The organism is Bradyrhizobium neotropicale, from assembly GCF_001641695.1.
Lineage (GTDB): Bacteria > Pseudomonadota > Alphaproteobacteria > Rhizobiales > Xanthobacteraceae > Bradyrhizobium > Bradyrhizobium neotropicale.
The window spans coordinates 269,294-288,100 of record NZ_LSEF01000025.1 but is presented as its reverse complement, the minus strand read 5'-3'; the positions used below and the strand labels follow the sequence as shown (position 1 = coordinate 288,100).

Annotated in this window: 16 protein-coding genes, 1 pseudogene and 1 riboswitch; of the genes and pseudogenes, 9 read left to right on the top strand and 8 right to left on the bottom strand. The window is 66.4% G+C overall.

Annotation, left to right across the window (positions count from 1 at the left end):
• A partial coding sequence (locus tag AXW67_RS05145; RefSeq protein ID WP_245315419.1) for a group II intron maturase-specific domain-containing protein occupies positions 1-600 on the top strand: 600 nt, incomplete at its 5' end.
• A 444-nt stretch (positions 601-1,044) separates the two neighbouring features.
• On the opposite strand, the gene AXW67_RS43050 is transcribed toward AXW67_RS05145, so the two are convergent.
• Positions 1,045-1,209 (bottom strand): hypothetical protein, encoded by a 165-nt coding sequence (locus AXW67_RS43050; protein WP_201723632.1) that lies wholly within the window; start codon positions 1,207-1,209, stop codon positions 1,045-1,047.
• A gap of 633 nt (positions 1,210-1,842) precedes the next feature.
• On the opposite strand from AXW67_RS43050, the gene AXW67_RS05140 reads away from it, so the two are divergent.
• Positions 1,843-2,355: a hypothetical protein gene (locus AXW67_RS05140; protein WP_145927425.1), complete on the top strand. Its 513-nt coding sequence runs from the start codon at positions 1,843-1,845 to the stop codon at positions 2,353-2,355.
• A 77-nt stretch (positions 2,356-2,432) separates the two neighbouring features.
• Here AXW67_RS05140 and AXW67_RS05135 read toward each other — a convergent pair whose 3' ends face one another.
• The 5 genes from AXW67_RS05135 to cobU form a co-directional block, all read right to left on the bottom strand.
• A complete protein-coding gene (locus AXW67_RS05135) occupies positions 2,433-5,111 on the bottom strand; it encodes a hybrid sensor histidine kinase/response regulator (protein WP_063676960.1) in 2,679 nt (892 codons plus the stop codon).
• Complete coding sequence (locus AXW67_RS05130; protein ID WP_063676959.1) at positions 5,108-6,151, bottom strand: ABC transporter substrate-binding protein; 1,044 nt, start codon at positions 6,149-6,151, stop codon at positions 5,108-5,110. Before AXW67_RS05130 ends, AXW67_RS05135 begins: the two co-directional genes overlap by 4 nt.
• A gap of 107 nt (positions 6,152-6,258) precedes the next feature.
• Positions 6,259-6,891 (bottom strand): 5,6-dimethylbenzimidazole synthase, encoded by a 633-nt coding sequence (bluB, locus tag AXW67_RS05125; RefSeq protein WP_063676958.1) that lies wholly within the window; start codon positions 6,889-6,891, stop codon positions 6,259-6,261.
• 4 nt (positions 6,892-6,895) lie between these two features.
• On the bottom strand, positions 6,896-7,681 hold the full coding sequence (cobS, locus tag AXW67_RS05120; protein WP_063676957.1) for an adenosylcobinamide-GDP ribazoletransferase: 786 nt from the start codon (positions 7,679-7,681) through the stop codon (positions 6,896-6,898).
• On the bottom strand, positions 7,678-8,181 hold the full coding sequence (cobU, locus tag AXW67_RS05115; RefSeq protein ID WP_063676956.1) for a bifunctional adenosylcobinamide kinase/adenosylcobinamide-phosphate guanylyltransferase: 504 nt from the start codon (positions 8,179-8,181) through the stop codon (positions 7,678-7,680). The genes cobS and cobU overlap by 4 nt, the downstream gene beginning before the upstream one ends.
• A 128-nt stretch (positions 8,182-8,309) precedes the next feature.
• Between cobU and cbiB the strand changes: the two genes are divergently transcribed.
• Together cbiB and cobD are read left to right on the top strand one after the other, a co-directional pair.
• A complete protein-coding gene (gene cbiB, locus AXW67_RS05110; protein ID WP_063676955.1) occupies positions 8,310-9,251 on the top strand; it encodes an adenosylcobinamide-phosphate synthase CbiB in 942 nt (313 codons plus the stop codon).
• 11 nt (positions 9,252-9,262) lie between these two features.
• The gene (gene cobD / locus AXW67_RS05105; protein WP_063676986.1) at positions 9,263-10,228 is read left to right on the top strand and encodes a threonine-phosphate decarboxylase CobD; all 966 of its coding nucleotides are present in this window, start codon (positions 9,263-9,265) and stop codon (positions 10,226-10,228) included.
• A gap of 4 nt (positions 10,229-10,232) precedes the next feature.
• Here the strand turns inward: cobD and AXW67_RS05100 are convergent, their stop codons facing one another.
• Positions 10,233-11,681 (bottom strand): cobyric acid synthase, encoded by a 1,449-nt coding sequence (locus AXW67_RS05100; protein ID WP_063676954.1) that lies wholly within the window; start codon positions 11,679-11,681, stop codon positions 10,233-10,235.
• A 13-nt stretch (positions 11,682-11,694) separates the two neighbouring features.
• Positions 11,695-12,330, bottom strand: coding sequence for a cob(I)yrinic acid a,c-diamide adenosyltransferase (cobO, locus tag AXW67_RS05095; protein ID WP_027555397.1), 636 nt, complete (start codon positions 12,328-12,330; stop codon positions 11,695-11,697).
• A 40-nt stretch (positions 12,331-12,370) separates the two neighbouring features.
• A riboswitch (cobalamin riboswitch) is annotated at positions 12,371-12,591 on the top strand.
• A gap of 90 nt (positions 12,592-12,681) precedes the next feature.
• On the opposite strand from cobO, the gene AXW67_RS05090 reads away from it, so the two are divergent.
• The 5 genes and pseudogenes from AXW67_RS05090 to AXW67_RS43750 form a co-directional block, all read left to right on the top strand.
• Complete coding sequence (locus tag AXW67_RS05090; protein WP_027555398.1) at positions 12,682-13,056, top strand: DUF1636 family protein; 375 nt, start codon at positions 12,682-12,684, stop codon at positions 13,054-13,056.
• Entirely contained in the window at positions 13,053-14,087 is a 1,035-nt protein-coding gene (gene cobW, locus AXW67_RS05085; RefSeq protein ID WP_063676953.1) for a cobalamin biosynthesis protein CobW, read from the top strand. Before AXW67_RS05090 ends, cobW begins: the two co-directional genes overlap by 4 nt.
• Positions 14,087-17,335, top strand: a complete 3,249-nt coding sequence (gene cobN / locus AXW67_RS05080) for a cobaltochelatase subunit CobN (protein WP_063676952.1) — start codon at positions 14,087-14,089, stop codon at positions 17,333-17,335. The genes cobW and cobN overlap by 1 nt, the downstream gene beginning before the upstream one ends.
• Complete coding sequence (cobG, locus tag AXW67_RS05075; RefSeq protein ID WP_063676985.1) at positions 17,332-18,495, top strand: precorrin-3B synthase; 1,164 nt, start codon at positions 17,332-17,334, stop codon at positions 18,493-18,495. The genes cobN and cobG overlap by 4 nt, the downstream gene beginning before the upstream one ends.
• Positions 18,495-18,807: pseudogene (locus AXW67_RS43750) on the top strand (precorrin-8X methylmutase); the annotation flags it as partial. The gene cobG and the pseudogene AXW67_RS43750, both read left to right, overlap by 1 nt.

Sequence of the window (18,807 nt, the reverse complement as noted above, 5' to 3'; positions counted from 1 at the left end):
CGGTTTGTGCTGGGATGGAAGATGCTCGGGCTGGAGCGAAGCCTCGGCTCTCGCATCGTGACCTATGCCGACGATCTCGTAATCCTGTGCAGGCGGGGCAAAGCTGAAGAGGCCTTGCGACAACTGCGCATGATCATGGGAAGGCTGAAGCTGACGGTCAACGAGGAGAAGACACGAATCTGCAAGGTGCCGGAAGGAGAGTTCGACTTCCTGGGCTACTCGTTCGGGCGGATGTATTCTGCGAGAACCGGCCAGGCGCGCCTGGGGTACCGGCCATCGAAGAAAAGCATCAAGCGCATGGTGGAAACCATTCATGCGCTGACGGCTCGAACTGGGGTAGGGCAAGACACCACAGAGTTGGTGGCGAAGTTGAACCGCACGCTGCGCGGATGGGCGAACTACTTCAATGTAGGCACCGTCATCAAAGCGTATCGCGCGATCGACAACTACACCGCTGTGCGGTTGCGCCGGTGGTTGCGCTCCAAGCACAAGGTCAGGCGACGCAAGGGCGGGACTTATCCACTCTCGCACCTCTACGGGCACTTCGGGCTCGTACGCCTAACTGCGCGCGGACACGACGTGCCGTGGGTGAAGGCGTGAGGTCTTGTCCGAGAGCCGGATGCGGGAGATCTGCCTGTCCGGTTCGATGAGCGAGGTGTGGAAACGGAGTCACGGTCGAACCACTAAGGCACCGCCAGACGAAAGGGGCGGGAACAGATATGTTCGATCCTAAAGCAACCGCGTCACATCTCGACTCTACCAAAAGCAGTCGATGCCGACTATGCCGGGCGATTTCTGTTTTAGCCTCGGAAGCTGACGTTATCAGTCCACGCCCGTCGCCTTCTCAAGATCGTCGAGGAGTGGAAGGGGCCAACCACATGCACTTCCTGTCGCCGCGGACCTCGCGGGATTTGGCGGAGCGGATCGCGCGCGCAATGCGGGCAGAGCAGACAGACATCCGAACGGAAGCGCTGGCGGGGTACGCGCGGATGGGGAAGGAAAAGGGCCTTTTCGCATGAGGGAGGCGCAGTCGTTACTTCACCCTCACTGCGGCCAATCCTTGTAGACCGTGATGCCGATCATGATCAGCGAGCCGATTGCGACCGCCACGGGGCAGATAAACGGCAGCTCTTCCAGCACGCCAATAACGACCGCCCGGACGCGGAGAGTTCTCTTGATATGCGCAAAGCGCCAGCCTGCCGCACCCATCGGACATCTCCAGTTGGCCCCCAGCAGCAGCGATCTCACTCTCCAGCGCGAAGCCATGTTCGGCTATTGCCCATTCGGATGTATCCCCAGATCAAGATGAAGGAACCCTTGCAATTCTCGCGTCCGCTGTGCTGAAGGGCGACGTTGAGACGACCTCAATCACCCCAGGCAATTTGTCCGCACAGACATCGAAACAGACGGAGCGTCCTGCCGTTACGGGAATCGAGTATCTCGACAAAAAGGTGGAGCTTGGCGGCACATCTCGCACAAAACACCTGCTCGCCCCTTTGGGCCTCGTTACCCGCGCGCTCATTTGAATCAGCGTGATCCACGGTTTGGTCCCCGGCTGCGTGCGCCCCCGGCCGCCAAGGTGGATCGGGATATGACCTACGATCTGATTCTGCGCATTACACTTTGTTACTTTTACGAATTGCGACTACGTCGACGAACCGAGCTCTGAATGCTGTCTGGACGAAAATGTGGCCGTACGATGGAGAGTATGGGGCGCCACGGAACACGGAACTCGGGGCATTCAGGTCGACACCGGTGAAGAGTCCCGGCTGCGTTCGGCGCGCGCAAAGGATACAGTGTTTTGATTTCGGTTGCTGCCTTTCCGCGTATCAGGAGGAAACGATGCGGTTGCCCGTTGCGCTCTCTATCGTGCTGATTCCGGTCACGTCGGTTATCGCGCGTGAGCAGGATCAGACCGTGTCCGTTGGACCATGGACGATAGCAACCTTTTTCAAAGCGGAGAAGTTTGACAGGTGCACGATGAACCGGTCCGCCAATGATCTCGACATAACGTTTGCAAGATCGGATGACGGCTTGCTCCTGTCTCTTGATTCATCGAAATGGAAGCTCGAGAGAGGCAAGACGTACGATGTCACCCTCGCGGCGGGTGCGCGATCGGTTCAGGCAAAGGCGTTGGCGGATGCGAGGAGCGTAACGATCGCTCTATCGGACCGCCCACTCGGCGAGAGAATGCGCACGGCCAATGTTCTCGAAGTGAGAGGAGAAGGAGCGACGTTGAAGGTACCACTCGACGGAAGTACGGCGGCCCTTGAACGCCTCGATTCATGTTTCGAGAAAAACAGCCACGCCGGAGTTGAGAGTAACCCGTTCGTCGCCCGCAGCCGGAAGCCTTAGCACTTAAGCAGTCGATGCCGGCAAAGCCGCGCGACTTTCATTTTGCTCTCGAAAGCTGACGTTTATGAGTGCACGTCCTACTCGGCGGGCAGGATCAGGCCACTCAACGCGTCCATCGATGCCCCCTGAAGCGCGGCCAGTTCGCGCACGGCATTTCGGCACTCGGCAGGAGACATCGCGGAAGCCATCAGCTCGATCTCGCTGCAGCGCTCGAACAGGCGGACGAGCCCGAGCGCGCTGGCGGCGCTGCCGAGCTGGTGCGCGGACCGCGCGAGCTGCGCACGGTCACCCGCTGCCGCCGCCTTGACGATGTCCTCGATCAGCGTCGCGCCGGTCTCTTCCAGCAACCGGTGCAGCCTGGCGATCTGCGAGGCACCCAGCAGCTCCGTCTGATCGTCGAGAAAGCGCCGGTCGATCAAGGCGCCCGCGACCAGTTGTGCTGCGGCCGGTTCTCGCGGAGGATCGTCTTCGATCGCCTCGCGCAGGGCGTTGATCAGGATCGGCTTGCCGACGACCTTGGCGATACCCGCGCTTGCGAGCCGCTCTCGGGCAGTCCCCGAGACATCGGCGGTGACGGCGATGATCCGCGGGGTCCGTTGCAATTGGAGCCGCCGGATTTGCGCGGCCGCCTCCACGCCGTTCATGTCAGGCATGTGCAGGTCCATCAGGATGACGTCGAACGGCTGGGTGCGGGCGAGCTCGATGGCCGAGGCGCCATTCCTTGCGATCGTGGGATGATGGCCGAGCCGGTTCAGCATGGCTTCGCCGACCTCACAATTGACGGGATCGTCATCGACCAGCAGCACGCGGAGCTGGCGCGAAGGGGCACGCTCGGCTCGCTCTGAGATGTCGTTCCCGGCATGTCCGAGCGGCACGGTGAGCGTGAACACGCTGCCGTTGCCCGGCGAGCTCTCCACTGTCAGCTCGCCGCGCATCAGGCGCGTGAGGCGGCGCGCGATCGCGAGGCCCAGTCCGGTGCCGCCGAACCGTCGCGCGATGCTGTCGTCGGCCTGGACGAAATCCTCGAAGATGCGCTCGTGCATGTCGGGTGCAATCCCGATGCCGGTGTCCTGAACGATGAAGCGAAGCCGCGTCTGGTCCTGTTCGGGCATGGCGGCCGCCTTCAGGGAGATCCCGCCGTGTGGGGTGAACTTGATGGCGTTGCCGATCAGATTGAGCAGCACGCGATTGAGCCGGACCGGATCGCCGTGGACTGACACGTTGACCGTCGGATCGCAGGAGAGATCGAAGGTCAGCCCCTTGGCCAGCGCCTGGGGGCGCATCAGGTCGGCGGCGGCTTCGATCAATTGGTCGAGGCGGAAGTCGCGGGGCTCCAGCGTCTCGGCGCTGGCCTCCAGGCGCGCATATTCCAGGATGGCATCGACCAGCGCGATGAGCGTCTCGCCTGAGGCGGCGGCGGTCGCGAGGTAGCGGCGCTGGGCCTCGTTGAGCCTGCCGTCGTCGAGCAGTTGCAGCACGCCCATGACGCCGTTGAGAGGCGTGCGCAACTCGTGGCTGACGACGGCGAGAAAGCGCGACTTGGTTTCGTTGGCCGCAACGGCGGCGCTGCGGGCGCGCTCGGCGGCGTCGTGCTCGGCAAGCGCATGGTCGCGGGCCTTTTCCAGTTCGGCGGTTCGCTCTGCGACCTTGCGCTCCAGCGTCGCGTAGGATTCGCGAAGGTGCGCGGCCATGTTGTTGAACTGGTCGCCGAGCGCCTCGAGTTCATCGCCGGTCTTGATTGCGAGCCGCTGGCCGAGATCGCCGCTTCCGATCCGCTTTGCGCCCTGCGTCAGCATCTGGATCGGAACGGTCATGCGCCGGCTGAGCAGGAACGAGACCAGCACCGCGCAGGCCAGCAGGACGGCCAGCAGAAACGTCGAGCGCCCGATCGACGCATAGATCGGCGCATAGGCTTCGCTGAGCGGAAGCTCGACGAACACCAGCCAGCCGAGCGAAGGTACCGTTGCATAAGTCGACAGCACGCGCTGACCGGCCAGGTCCTCCTTCATCACGCCGCCTGCCTGCGGCGGCGCGCCGTCGAGCGCGGCCCGCACGTCGGGATTGCCGGAGAGATCGGTGTGGCGCAGGGCCGGCCACAGATCGGGATGCGCGATCAGTTGTCCCTTGCGATCGACTACGTAGGCCTTGCCGGTGCTGCCGACCTTGATCTTGGCAACGAGGTCCCAGATGAAGCGCAAATTGACTTCGGCGATCGTGACGTCGGGATCGCGTCCGGCGCCGCGGATGGCGAGCGTCATGAAGGGTTCGGTGTCGCCGAAGAAATAGACCGGCCCGTAATAGATCCCGTTCGCCTTGGCAGCCTGGAACGCCGGCAAGGCGGAGAGATCGACATTGCTGCCGACCCTGTCGGCCACCCGGCGCGACACGCGGACCTGCTCGCTGCCGGCGGAATTGAGCTGCGCGATTTCCGCGATCGCGGGCGACAGGCGCAGAAGACGGATGGCGTTCAGTCGCTCGTCTTCATGCGTCGACAGATCGGGGGGCAGGCGCGACAGCCATTTGAGCTGGTTCTCGATCTGGCCGATGAACTCGCCGATCTGGATGGCGGCCGAGGCGGCCTGTTCGCTCTGGATCGCCGCGAGAAGCTGCTTCTGTTCGCGATAGGAGAAGCCGACGTCGAAAGTGGTGTTGACGGCGAGCGCGGTGAAGGCGAGCGCCACGATCGAGTAGAGATATTTGCGGAACAGCCGGCCGGGGCGCGTGCGCGAATGACCCTGGTCGGCCGGCTCGTTCACTCGCGGATCTCGTCCGCACGCGCGAGCAGCGTGGCCGGAAGCTTCAGGCCGAGCGCATCGGCGGCCTTGCCGTTGATGAGGAGCTCGTATTTCCGCGGCGATTGCACCGGCAGGTCACCGGCCTTGGTGCCGCGCAGGATGAGGTCGACGTAGTCGGCCAAGCGGATTTCCAGCGCGGCGCCGTAGCTCATCAGCCCGCCCGCGTCGATGAAATAGTGGAAGGGATAGATCATCGGCACGCGGTGCTTTGCCGCTGCTGCGACGACCGCTTGACGGTTGACCACGAGGAACGAGTCGACCAGCGCAATCATTCCGGCGGGAGGAGAGCCCGAAAAGCCGGCGATGGCCTCGTCGATCACCGATGCTTTCTGCACCGGGGCCGGTATCAAGGTGACGCCCGCGGTCTTGGCTTCCTGCTCGATCGCATCGAGGAAGAAGCGTCCGCCGCGCGGCGTCGTGACCGGATTGAAGATGACGCCGACGCGCTCGATCGCGGGAACGGCTTCCTTCAGGAGCTGCAGCCATTTGCTGCCCATCTCCGCGGTGCTGTTGGTGAAGCCGGTGACGTTGCCGCCCGGATGCGCCAGGCTCTCGACGAAGCCGTTGCCGACGGGATCGTTCGCCGTCGCAAACACGATCGGGATCGTCTTGGTGGCCGCCATGACGGCGGCGGTTTCGATCGTCGAGGCCGTCACGATCACGTCGGGGTTGAGGTCGACAGCCTCCTGAACCGTGGCCTTGAGCTTCTCTGGCCCTCCGAGGGTCGAGTGGATCTCGACGCGGACGTTGACCCCGTCGACCCAGCCGCGCTGGTTCAGCCCCTGGACGAGCGCGCCCAGCCGCGACGCCGCGGTTTCGTTGGTCGTCTTGGCCGCCAAGGGATCGCTGAGCGGAAGCCCGGACAGCAAGCAGACAATCCGAACCCGATCCGGCGATGCCCCTAGCGCGAGCCATCCCGCGGCACTTGCACCCGCAAGACGCATGAAGCCGCGGCGGTCGACCGCCGTGGGGGCGGAGTTGCGCGCAGACTGCTTAGTCATGAAATGGATTGCACGATGGCCCTGTCCCAAGGTGCTTGGATAGCGCGAAAGCTGGGTAATCACAATTGATGAAAAGGGCGCCTGTGAATGCTCGTTCGCAGCCTGTGTTAGCGCCGCAACGTGAATTCCTCCGCGCCCCGCCGATGTTCCCATTTCGCCTGCTCGAGCTCGGGCTGGTCGCACGCGGCCTCGGGATAGCCGACGCAGAGATAGGCGATGAATTTCCAGGAGCTTGGCACGTCGAGAATGGTGTGGATGCGATCCGGATTGAGGATCGATACCCAGCCGAGCCCGATGCCCTCGGCGCGCGCGGCGAGCCACATCGCGGTGATCGCCGCGACCACGGAATATTCGGTCGTCTCGGGCATCGTCGCGCGGCCGAGGCCGTGGCCGATATCGCTTGCCTTGTCCGCGAACACGGCGAGATGGCCGGGCGCCTGTTCGAGTCCGGAGAGTTTCAGCGCCGCGTAGCGGCCAGCGCGCTCGCCGGCATAGGACTTCAGCGCATCATCGTTGCACGCCTTGAAATCGTCGATCACGGCGCGGCGTCTCGCGCCGTCCGCGACGATGACGAAGCGCCAGGGTTGGCTGAGGCCGACCGAGGGCGAGAGGCACGCCGTCTCGATCAGCCGCTCGATGGCGCCGTCCGGCAGCGGATCGGTCCGGAAACGGCGCACGTCGCGGCGCCACACGAACAGCTCGTGCAATTGCCGGCGGAAGAGGTCGTCGAACTCGACCATTGGGTCATCGTACCATGTGCAGGGCCGAGGCGGCCAGCAGCAGGATCGCGATCTCGCCGATCTGCTCGAACGCGCCGAGGATATCACCGGTCTGCCCACCGATCTGGCGCGTGGCGAGCCGCGCCAGGATCAGCCCCGCCAGCGACAGCAGGATCAGGCCGATCAGCGCCTTCCCGGGACCGAGCGCGATGACGAGACCGAAGGTGCCGAGACCAAAGGCAACGGCCACGCTCGGGCCCGCTGGCTGGCCCGCACCCGCCGACAGTCCGTCCGGCCGTGCCGACGGCACCAAGGACATGAAGGCCGGCAGGCCGGCGCGCGAGGCGACATGCGCGGACGACAGCGCGAGCGCCACCAGCCCCGGATCGGTGATGGCTGCGAGCGCGCTCCAGCGCAGGCCGAACGACAGGATCAGCGCGCAAACGCCATAGGTCCCGATCCGGCTGTCGCGCATGATCTCGAGCTTGCGCTCGCGCGTCCGTCCGCCGCCGAGCCCGTCGGCAGTATCGGCAAGCCCGTCCTCGTGCAGCGCGCCTGTAATGAGGACAGTCGAAGCGAGCGCCAGCAGGGCGGCCGCGACAGGCGGCAATCCGGCCCGGCTCGCGATCGCATAGGCGGCCGAGCCTGCAAGGGCGACCAGCAGGCCGGCGACGGGCAGCGCCCAGCTCGCGCGCGTCATCGCGCCATCGCCGGCGGGCTTGGATGGTCCCACCGGCAGGATCGTGACGAACGACGCCGCGATCCGCAGATCCGTGACGACGTCGTGCAGGAGCTCGGTGCGCAGCATCATTTCAGCTTCATCGGTAGTCCGGCGACGACGAATTCGACCTCGTCGGCGACCGCAGCAATGGTCTGGTTCATGATCCCGGCGGCGTCGCGGAAGGCGCGCGCCAGCGCGTTGTCTGGCACGATCCCGAGGCCGACCTCGTTGGTGACGATGACGACCGGACTCTTGAGGCGGGGCAGGGCATCGGCGAGCTCTGCCACCTCGCGCGACCAGTCTCGCTCCGCATGGAGCAGGTTGGAGAGCCACAGCGTCAGGCAATCGACGAGCCGTGCGCCGCTGCCGTCGGTCTCGCTCAGCGCCCGCACGAGATCGAGCGGCTCCTCGCGCTCGCGCCAGTCGGTTCCGCGCCGCGCGCGATGGAGGGCGATGCGCTCCGCCATTTCGGCATCGAGCGCCTCTGCCGTCGCGATGTACACGGGCTGCCCCGGAAAGCTGTGCGTGCGCGCCTCCGCACGGCGGCTCTTGCCCGATCGTGCTCCGCCCGTGATCAAAATGACGGCCATCGAAGTCTCCTGTCGGCCAGCACTAATCACCAATCGCGGGCAAAGACAAAGCCGAAATCAGGCGGGCAGGGGCTTGCGCTCGGCCGGGGTCTTGCGCATCAGGGGGCGGGTCGAGACAGGAGAGGTGTGTGGGTTTTGCGGGCGCGATGGTGGTGGCGATGGCGGTCGATGCGCTGGTGGGCTGGCCGTCGCCGCTGTTCGCCCGGATCGGCCATCCCGTGACCTGGCTGGGGCGGTTGATCACCGCCATCGATACTGCCTGGAATCGGCCGTCCGATCCGCCGTCGCTTCGCCGCGTCGCAGGCATTGCCGGCGCACTCACCGTAATCGCGCTGTCCGCCGCGCTCGGCTGGGTGCTTCAGTCCATGCTCTCCTCGGGCTGGATTGCGGTCGTGCTGGCGGGCCTGCTCGCCTGGCCGCTGGTCGCGTTGCGTTCGTTGGGCGACCACGTGGCGGCTGTCGCGGGACCTTTGCAGGCTGGCGACATCGCCGGTGCGCGCGCAGCCGTCTCGCGCATCGTCGGTCGCGATCCGGCAGCGCTCGATGAGGCCGGTATCGCGCGCGCGGCGATCGAGAGCTTGGCGGAGAACGCCTCCGACGGCATCGTGGCGCCCGTATTCTGGGGCGCACTGTTCGGCTTGCCCGGCATCCTCGGCTACAAGGCGATCAACACGCTGGATTCGATGATCGGCCATCGCACCGAGCGGCACGAGGCCTTCGGCTGGGCTGCGGCACGCATCGACGATGTCGCCAACTTCATTCCGGCGCGCCTCACCGGCTTTTTGTTCGTGTTGCTGGCGCCGCGGCCGTCGGAGGCGCTGTCATGCATGACGCGGGATGCGCGCCGTCATCGCTCGCCCAACGCCGGCTGGCCGGAGGCCGCCATGGCCGGTGCGCTCGGCGTGCGGCTCAGCGGTCCGCGCGTCTATCACGGCAGCATCACCAACGAGCCCTGGCTGAACGCGGGCGCGCGCGATCCGATTCCAGCAGACCTCATGCAGGGACTGACGATCTATCGCCGAGCCATGCTGCTCCTCGCCGGTGTCCTTGCGATCCTCGCCTTCGCATGAAAGAAGGGGACATGCGTGAGCATGGTGGAAATATCGATCAGGCCCGGCAGCGTTTCGGCGGCCGTGCGGAGGACTGGATCGATCTCTCGACGGGGATCAATCGGCTGCCTTATCCGGCAGTCGAGGTGAGCCTGCCGCAGTGGAGCGCGTTGCCGTCGCGATCCGAGATTGAAGCCCTGCATCAGGCGGCACAGCATGCCTATGGCACGACAGCGCCCATTGTCGCGCTTGGCGGCGCGCAGGCCGTCATTCAACTGCTGCCGCAACTTGCGCCGCTTGGCCGCGCCCGCATCCTGGCGCCCACTTACAACGAATATGCTCCAGTCCTTTTGGCCGCCGGCTGGGAGGTCGAAGAGGTCGGCGAGCTGGATGCACTCGCAGCCGCGGATCTCGCCATCGTCGTCAATCCCAACAATCCCGATGGCCGGTGCCACGAACCCCGCGAGCTGGTGGCGCTGCTGCCACGCGTCGGCCGCCTCGTGATCGACGAGAGCTTTGCCGACGCGCTTCCGCACCTGTCGCTCGCGGGCGAAGCCGATCGGCCGGGGCTTTTGATCCTGCGTTCGTTCGGAAAGTTCTACGGGCTTGCCGGCCTGCGGCTCGGCTTCGCGGTTGGCAATGCCACTGACATTGCAGCACTCGCGGCGATGTCCGGCCCGTGGCCGGTCTCGGGCGCCGCGATTGCCATCGGGCGGCGTGCCTTGCTCGATGACGCCTGGGCCAAGGCGACCTCAGTGCGGCTTGCGCGCGACAGCGTTCGGCTCGACGCCATGGTGCAGCCGCAGGGCTGGCGGCTCGTCGGCGGCACGCCGCTGTTTCGTCTCTACGAGACCGGCGACGCGTTGGCCGCGCAGGACAAGCTTGCGCGCGGTCAGATCTGGTCACGCGTCTTCGCGCAGAAGCCGACATGGTTGCGCCTGGGGCTCCCCGGCAGCGAGACGGAATGGACGCGGCTCGCGGAGGTCCTTTCGCGCTGAGCGCTCAGCGCGCCAGCGCGAGCAGCCCTTTGACATCGAGATGTGTCTCGATGTGATCGGCGAGCGCATCGAGCGCGCTCTCGACCCTGGCATGGTAGGGCTCGTCGCCTGCGGGAATGTCGAGCTTTGCGAGAAACGCCTTGCGAAAATCGTCCGAGGTGAAGAGGCCGTGCAGGTAGCTGCCTTGGACGCGTCCATCGCTTGAGGTAGCGCCTTCCGGCGCGCCGTCGAGCATAGCGAAGGCGCGCGCGCGATCGGGCCCTTCGGTGCGGCCGATGTGAATCTCATAGGCCTCGATCGGCTCACTCGTCGCCGCATGCACGGCCGACACGCGCGTCAGCGTCTTCTGCGGGCTCATCTCCGTCGTCACGTCGAGAAGCCCGAGGCCCGGCGTCTCGCCCGCAGGCCCTTCGATTCCGTCGGGATCGGCGACGCTGCGCCCGAGCATCTGATAGCCGCCGCAGAGGCCGAGCACATGGCCGCCCCTGCGGTGATGCGCAAGGAGATCGATGTCCCAGCCCTGCGCGCGCAGGAAGGCGAGGTCGCCGCGGGTGGATTTGGAGCCGGGAATGATGACGAGGCGCACGTCGCCCGGGATCGCTTCACCCGGACGCACCATCACGAGATCGACGCTAGCCTCGAGCTTCAGTGGATCGAGGTCGTCGAAATTGGCGATCCGCGACAGCGCGAGACATGCGATCTTGCACTGACCGGGCTTTCGCGCGTCCCGCAATCCGAGCGCATCCTCGGCCGGAAGCTCGCCGGCGCGCGCGAACCAGGGCAGCACGCCGAAACCGCGCCAGGACGTCCTGGCTTCGATCAGCCGGTAGCCATCGTCGAACAGCGTGGGATCGCCACGGAACTTGTTGATGATAAAACCCCGGATCATCGCGGCGTCATCCGGATCGATCACCGTCTTGATGCCGACGAGCTGTGCGATGACGCCGCCGCGATCGATGTCGCCGACCAGCACGACCGGCACGTCGGCCTTGCGCGCAAAGCCCATATTGGCAATATCGGCCTTGCGCAGATTGACTTCCGCCGGGCTGCCGGCGCCTTCGACCAGCACGAGATCAGCGCGCGCCTTCAGCCGCTCAAAACTCTCCAGCACCGCGCCCATCAAGGAGGGCTTCATCGCGGCGTAGTCCCGCGCGCGCGCGGTCGCGATGCGCTTTCCCTGCACGATCACCTGCGCGCCGACATCGGTCTCGGGCTTCAGCAGCACCGGGTTCATGTCGGTGTGCGGCTCGACACCGGCGGCGAGCGCCTGGAGCGCCTGGGCGCGGCCGATCTCGCCGCCGTCGACGGTGACGGCGGCATTGTTCGACATGTTCTGCGGCTTGAAGGGAAGCACGCGCAGGCCGCGCCGCTTAGCTGCACGCGCAAGGCCCGCGACGATGAGCGACTTGCCCACGTCCGAGCCGGCCCCCTGGATCATCAATGCGCGCGTCATTGCGAAAATTGTCTCAGAACTCGACGCCGGCTTGCGCCTTGATGCCGGAGCGGAACGGATGCTTGACCAGCGTCATCTCGGTGACGAGATCGGCGATCTCGATCAACTCGTCCTTGGCGTTGCGGCCGGTGAGGACGACATGCGTCATCGGTGGCTTCGAGGTCTTCAGGAAGTCGACGACCTCGGCGATATCGAGATAGTCGTAGCGCAGCGCGATGTTGATCTCGTCGAGCACAACCATGCGCAGCCGCTCATCGGCGATCAGCTCTTTCGCCTTCTCCCAACCCGCGCGCGCCGCGGCGATGTCGCGGGCGCGATCCTGTGTCTCCCAGGTAAAACCTTCGCCCATCGCATGGAACTGGCAGAGATCGCCGAAATGGCCGGTCAAAAGCCGCCGCTCGCCGGTGTCCCAGGCGCCCTTGATGAACTGCACGACCGCGCAGGGGAAGCCGTGGGCGACGCAGCGGACGATCATGCCGAAGGCCGAGGAGGACTTGCCCTTGCCGGCGCCGGTATGGACGATGATGAGGCCCTTCTCGCCGCTCTTGGTCGCCATGATCTTGTCGCGGGCGACCTTGATTTTCGCCATTTTCGCAGCGTGCCGGGCATCGGTGTCCTCGGTGCTTTGGGTATCCGGTTCAGGCGTCATCGGATGGGGTCCTTCGGCTTGACAAGTGGCGGCCATGGGCAAATGGTGGGCCCGCGTTGGTTCCTGTCCTACGACAGGCGAAGAGGGAATGCGATAGGGCGCGAATCGGCAAGATTTGAGCCCAAAATGCAGCCGCCCCCGCGACCGTGACCGGAGAGATGCCCGAAGCCACTGATCCCCTGCGGGATCCGGGAAGGCGGGGGACGAAGGGACAAACCCTGCTCCGCAAGCCGGGAGACCTGCCAGCGTGGAGTTTGAGACCGGCGGACGGGGTGTTCCGCGACGGGGAAACGGGCCGCCAGAACGGCTCGTGCGCCTCATCGCCTCCGGCCGTCTTTCATGGAAGGGGCGATGACCGTCACGCTTCACGTTTGCATCACCTGCCGTGCCGGCCAGACACTCGCAGAGGGCGAGGTCACGCCCGGCAAGCGGCTGCACGGTGCGATCCTCGACGCCGGGGTGCCCGAGGGCGTCACCGTGGTTCCCGTCGAATGTCTGTCGGCCTGCAGCCAGGGTTGCTCGGTGGCGCTGAGCGCGCCCGGCCGCTGGTCTTATGTCTATGGCCGTCTGTCTGATGTTCATGCGCGCGATGTGATCGCGGGTGCCACGGCCTATGCGGCGGCGCCCGACGGCATCGTGCCCTGGCGCAGCCGTCCCGAGATCTTCCGCAAGCAGTCGCTTGCCCGCATTCCCCCCATTGCTGTTGTGCCGGAGGCCGCCGAATGAACTCGCTCGCAAAAGTCCCGGTCACGGTCGTCACCGGCTTCCTCGGATCGGGCAAGACCACGCTGATCCAGCATCTCCTCAGCAATGCCAACGGCAAGAAGCTCGCGGTGCTCGTCAACGAGTTCGGCAGCGAGGGCGTCGACGGCGAGATCCTGAAGTCCTGCGCCGACGCGAACTGTCCGGAAGAGAACATCGTCGAGCTCGCCAATGGCTGCATCTGCTGCACTGTCGCCGACGATTTCATTCCGACCATGGAGCAGCTGCTGGCGCGGCCTGTGAAGCCCGATCACATCCTGATCGAGACCTCGGGCCTGGCGCTGCCAAAGCCGCTGCTCAAGGCGTTCGACTGGCCCGAGATTCGCTCGCGCATCACGGTCGACGGCGTGATCGCGCTCGCCGATGCCGAGGCTGTCGCCGCCGGCCGTTTCGCGCCGGACCCGGATGCGGTGGACGCGCAGCGCGCGGCGGATGAGAATCTCGATCACGAGACGCCGCTGTCGGAAGTTTTCGAGGACCAGATCGCCTGCGCCGACATCGTGCTGCTGACCAAGGCCGATCTTGCGGGCGCGGCAGGACTCGAAGCGGCCAAGGCGGCGATCGCGGCCGAGATGCCGCGCCGCGTGCCGATGCTGCCGGTCACCGACGGCGCGATCGACGCCCGCGTGATCCTTGGTCTTGGCGCCGCCGCGGAGAACGATCTTGCGGCGCGTCCCTCGCATCACGATGGCGAGGAAGAGCACGAGCATGATGACTTTGCTTCCGTCGTGATCGATCTTCCAGAGGTCACGGACGTCGAGACGCTGGTCGCATCGATCCGGAAGCTTGCGCGCGAGCAGAACGTGCTGCGCGCCAAGGGCTATATCGCGGTCGCGGGCAAGCCGATGCGCCTGTTGCTGCAGGCGGTCGGCGAGCGCGTGCGGCACCAGTTCGACAAGGCCTGGGGTTCGGGCGCACGGCAGTCGAAGCTCGTCGTGATCGGCGAGCACGGCGATATCGACGAGGCCGCAATCAAGGCGGGACTTGGTATCTGATGCATGTCGTCTTCCGCGAGAGCCGCGGTCTGGAGGAGACCGCGACGCCAAGGGACATCGGCCAGGACCCGGCCGATCTCGTGGTGCTCTCGTTCTCGGACTCCGATCTTGCTGCGTTCGCGGCCGGTTGGCGGCGCGGCCGCGACAGCCTGCCGTCGCTGCGGCTTGCGAACCTCGCGGAGCTCCGTCACCCGCTCTCGGTCGATACCTATATCGAGCGCACGCTGACGCAGGCGCGCGGCATCTTGGTGCGCCTGATCGGCGGGGAGTCCTACTGGTCCTACGGACTCGCGGCCCTGCAGCAATTGGCGAAGGACCGCGGCATCGTGCTGGCGGTGCTGCCGGCTGATGGCCGCGACGACACGCGGTTGGACGCGTATTCGACCCTGCCGGTCTCCACGTTGCGGCGGCTCAAGGTGCTCTGCGACACCGGCGGTCCCGTCGCGGCCCAAGCGGCGATCGCGCAGCTTGCGCTGGCCTCGGGCCTCTATGCCGGCCCGGTCGTCGGCGAGATGAACGTTCCCGAGAGGGGCTTTTACGATCCCGCGCGCGGCGTGATTGCGGCACTGCCGAGCGGTGAGGGGAAGCCGCGCGCGCTCGTGACCCTCTATCGCGCCTATCTCACCGCCGCGGACACCGGGCCGGTCGACGCGCTGATCGCAGCACTGCGCGAGCGTGGCTTTGACGCCTACGGCGTGTTCGCCACCTCGCTGAAGTCCGCGGGCATCGCCGATTGGCTGCGCGCGCATCTTGCGCAAGATCCTCCGGCGGCGATCGTCAACGCGACGGCGTTCTCCGCGATCGGCGATGACGGCTCGACGCCGTTCGATGCCGCATCGTGCCCGGTGTTCCAGGTTGCGCTCTCCACCGCGCGGCGCGAGGACTGGGCGGAATCGCTGCGCGGCCTGTCGCCTGGCGATCTCGCGATGCATGTGGTTCTGCCCGAGGTCGATGGCCGCCTGTTCGCGGGCGTGGTGAGCTTCAAGTCGGCCGCTGCGCGCGATCCCGATCTGCAATTCTCGCATCTCGCGCACCGGCCCGATGAGGCGCGCGTGCGCGCGGTGGCGGCCCGCGTTGCGGCTTGGCGGCAGCTCGCGGAGAAACCGGCCGGTGAGAAGGGGCTGGCGATCGTGCTCTCGAACTATCCCGGCCGCCCGCATCAGATCGCGCATGCGGTTGGGCTCGACGCGCTTGCCTCGGTCGAAGCGCTGCTGTCGGACCTCGCCGAGGTCGGCTTTGATGTCATCCCGGTCCAGGCGCTTGGCGAAACGCTGCTGAAGCGGCAATTGACCTGGAGCGTCGCCGACTATCGCAAGGCGCTCTCGTGTCTTTCGAGGGAATTGCAGGACGATCTCGCGCAAGCCTGGGGCGCGCCCGAGGATGATCCGAGCTGCCACGAGGGCGCGTTCCATTTTGCCGGCATCGCCTGCGGCCAGTCGATCATCGCAGTGCAGCCGGAGAGGGGTGAAGCGAGCACACGCGATGCCGACTATCACGATCTCGCCCGAACGCCGCGCCACGCCTATGTCGCGTTCTATCTCTGGCTTCGGCAGGAGGGTATCGACGCCATCGTGCACATGGGCGCGCATGGCACGCTGGAATGGCTGCCCGGAAAATCCGTGGCGCTGTCGTCAGGTTGCTGGCCGGAGGCGCTGATTGGTGACCTGCCGCTCATCTATCCCTTCATCGTCAACGATCCCGGCGAGGCCGCGCAGGCCAAGCGGCGCATCTCTGCCGTCACGATCGGTCACCTGCCGCCGCCGCTCGCGCAGTCCATCGTGCCGGAAGGTCTGCGACGGCTCGAACAGCTCCTCGACGAATATTCGACCGCCGACGGTCTCGATCCCGCGCGCCGCCAGCGCCTGATCGCCGCCATCCGCGACGAGGCGCGCGCCGCAGGGCTGGAGGATGATCTCGGCCTGAATCCTGCGGCCGCGCCGGCGGAAGCGATCCCGCGGATCGATCGCTTCGTCTGCGATCTCAAGGAAAGCCAGTTCGGCGATGGCCTGCACGTGTTCGGCCGCGGCGCCTGCGGTGATTCGGAGCGCGACGCGCTGCGCGCCGCGCTTGCGGGGAGGCGCGTCGCGCCGGGGCCATCGGGCTCGCCCTATCGCGGGCGCCAGGACGTGCTGCCGACCGGGCGCAATCTGTTTGCGGTCGATCCGCGCGCCGTGCCGACGCCGTCGGCGCATGCGCAAGGAATCAAGCTCGCGGAAGAGCTCTTGCGCCGCCACTTGCAGGATCACGGTGACTGGCCGAAAGGGCTCGTCGTCGATCTCTGGGGCTCGGCCACGATGCGCACCGCGGGCGAAGAGTTCGCGATGGCGCTGCATCTCGCCGGTCTTGCGCCGCGCTGGGATCATGCCTCCGGCCGCGTGACCGGCTACGACATCATCGCACCGGCCGAGCTCGGCCGCCCGCGCATCGATGTCACGTTGCGTGTGTCGGGCCTGTTCCGCGACGTCTTCTCGAGCCTTGCGCAATTGTTCGAAGCCGGGACCGAGGCGCTCTCGGCGCGTGAGGACGAGGGCGATGAGAACCCGTATCGCCATCGCACCTCCCGCGTCTTCGCGCCGCGTCCCGGGCAATACGGCGTCGGCCTGTCATCGATCCCGGATGCCTTCACGCCCGAAACGCGCGAAGCAGCCGGCGAAGCCTGGCTGTCGGCATCGTCCTGGGCGTTCTCTTCGGATGGCGCGATGCAGCCCGATCGCGCCGGCATCGAGTCGCGGCTCGCCGCCGCCGACGCCTTCGTCCACGTCCAGGACTTGCCGGAAACCGATCTGCTGCTTGCGGCCGACTACGCCGCGCATGAAGCAGGCGTCGCGGCAGCCGCAGCACATCTCGGCGCGACTGCTCCGTCGCTCTACCATCTCGATGCGACGCGCCCGGAGCAGCCGCATGCGCGCACGTTGACCGAGGAAATCTCGCGTGTCGTCCGCGCGCGCGCTGCCAATCCGACCTGGATCGCCGGCATGATGCGCCACGGTTTTCGCGGCGCGGCCGAGATCACGGCGACGCTGGAGCATATGGCCGCCTTCGCCCATCTTGCCGGCGCGGTGCCGCCGCATCTGTTCGATCTCTATTTCGATGCCACGCTCGGCAATGACGACGTCCGCGCTTTCATGGCGCGCGAGAATCCGGCGGCGCTGGCTGCGATGGAAGCATGCTTCACACGCCTGCATGAGACCTCGCTGTGGCAAACCCGCCGCAATTCGATCGCGGCTGCGCTGCGGGAGGCCTCATGAGCATGATCGCGATCAAGGGCTGGTGCCCCGGCGCACTGCGGCCGATGCAATCGGGCGACGGTCTCGTCGTTCGCGTCCGCCCGTTCGGCGGGCGGCTCGATGCGACGCAAATTGCCGGCCTTGCCGAGCTCGCCGGGCGCTACGGCAACGGGCTGATCGACGTGACCAGCCGCGCCAATCTCCAGATCAGAGGCGTTGACGAACAAGGCCATCGGCCGCTGCTCGATGGTCTCGCGCGCTTGAACCTGCTCGATCCGGATCAGGCGACGGAATCGCGGCGCAACATCCTGGTGACGCCGTTCTGGGACACTCGCGACGAGACGCAGGCGCTCGCCGCCGAGCTCGAGGAGGCGCTCACCGAGAGTGCGCTCGATCTTCCCACCAAATTTGGCTTCGCCATCGATGATGGGATCTCGCGCGTGCTCGCCGGCGATTCCGCTGACGTGCGCATCGAGCGCGACCGCGCCGGCGGGCTCCTGGTGCGGGCCAATGGCGCGAAACTCGGCCGCTCCGTCGCGCGTGGCGAGGCCGTGATGACGGCACTGGCGCTCGCAGAGTGGTTCATCGCTTCCGATGGCGCCAAGGGCGGGCGAGGGCGCATGGCTGCGCATCTCGCGCGTGGTGTGACATTGCCGGAGACCTTGGGCGGCGAGACCGAGCCCGCGCCGATCATGGCCGCAGCGCGTCCCGGCCAATATCCGCAAGGTGCGCTGGTCGGCATCGCCTTCGGGCAATTGCCGCATACGACGCTGCACCAGCTGAGCTCTTGCGGACATGCACTGCGCATGACGCCGTGGCGGATGGTGTTGAGTGAAGGCAAGCGCGAGATGCCGCGCGCGGCAGAACTCATCACCGAGGCCTTTGATCCCGCGCTGCGCGTCATCGCCTGCAGTGGCGCGCCGCGCTGCCGCGAGGCCTATGCCGACACCCGGAAGCTCGCAGCCGCGCTCGCGCCGCGCATCGGGGCGGGCACACGGCTTCATGTCTCCGGCTGCGCCAAGGGCTGCGCCCATTCCGGCGCGGCCGCGGTCACGCTGGTGGCGACCCGCGCCGGCTTCGATCTCGTCCGCGACGGCTCGACGCGCGATGTGCCGGTCCTGCGCGGCTTGAGCGGCGCCGACATCGTCGGTGATCCCTCCATTCTGGTGGGAGGGCACTGATGCCGCATCTCTATGAGACCGATGGCGCGGCGATCTACCGGCAATCCTTTGCCACCATCCGCGCGGAGGCGGATCTGGCGCGCTTCACGCCTGATGAAGAGCAAGTCGTGGTGCGGATGATCCATGCCGCCGGCATGGTCGGCCTGGAGGCGCACATCCGTTTCACACCCGGCATGGCGACCGTCGCGCGCGTCGCCTTGCAGAAGGGAGCTCCGATCCTGTGCGACGCGCGCATGGTGTCCGAGGGCATCACGCGCGCAAGGCTGCCGGCCGTCAATGCCGTGATCTGTACGCTTGGTGATCCCGCCGTTC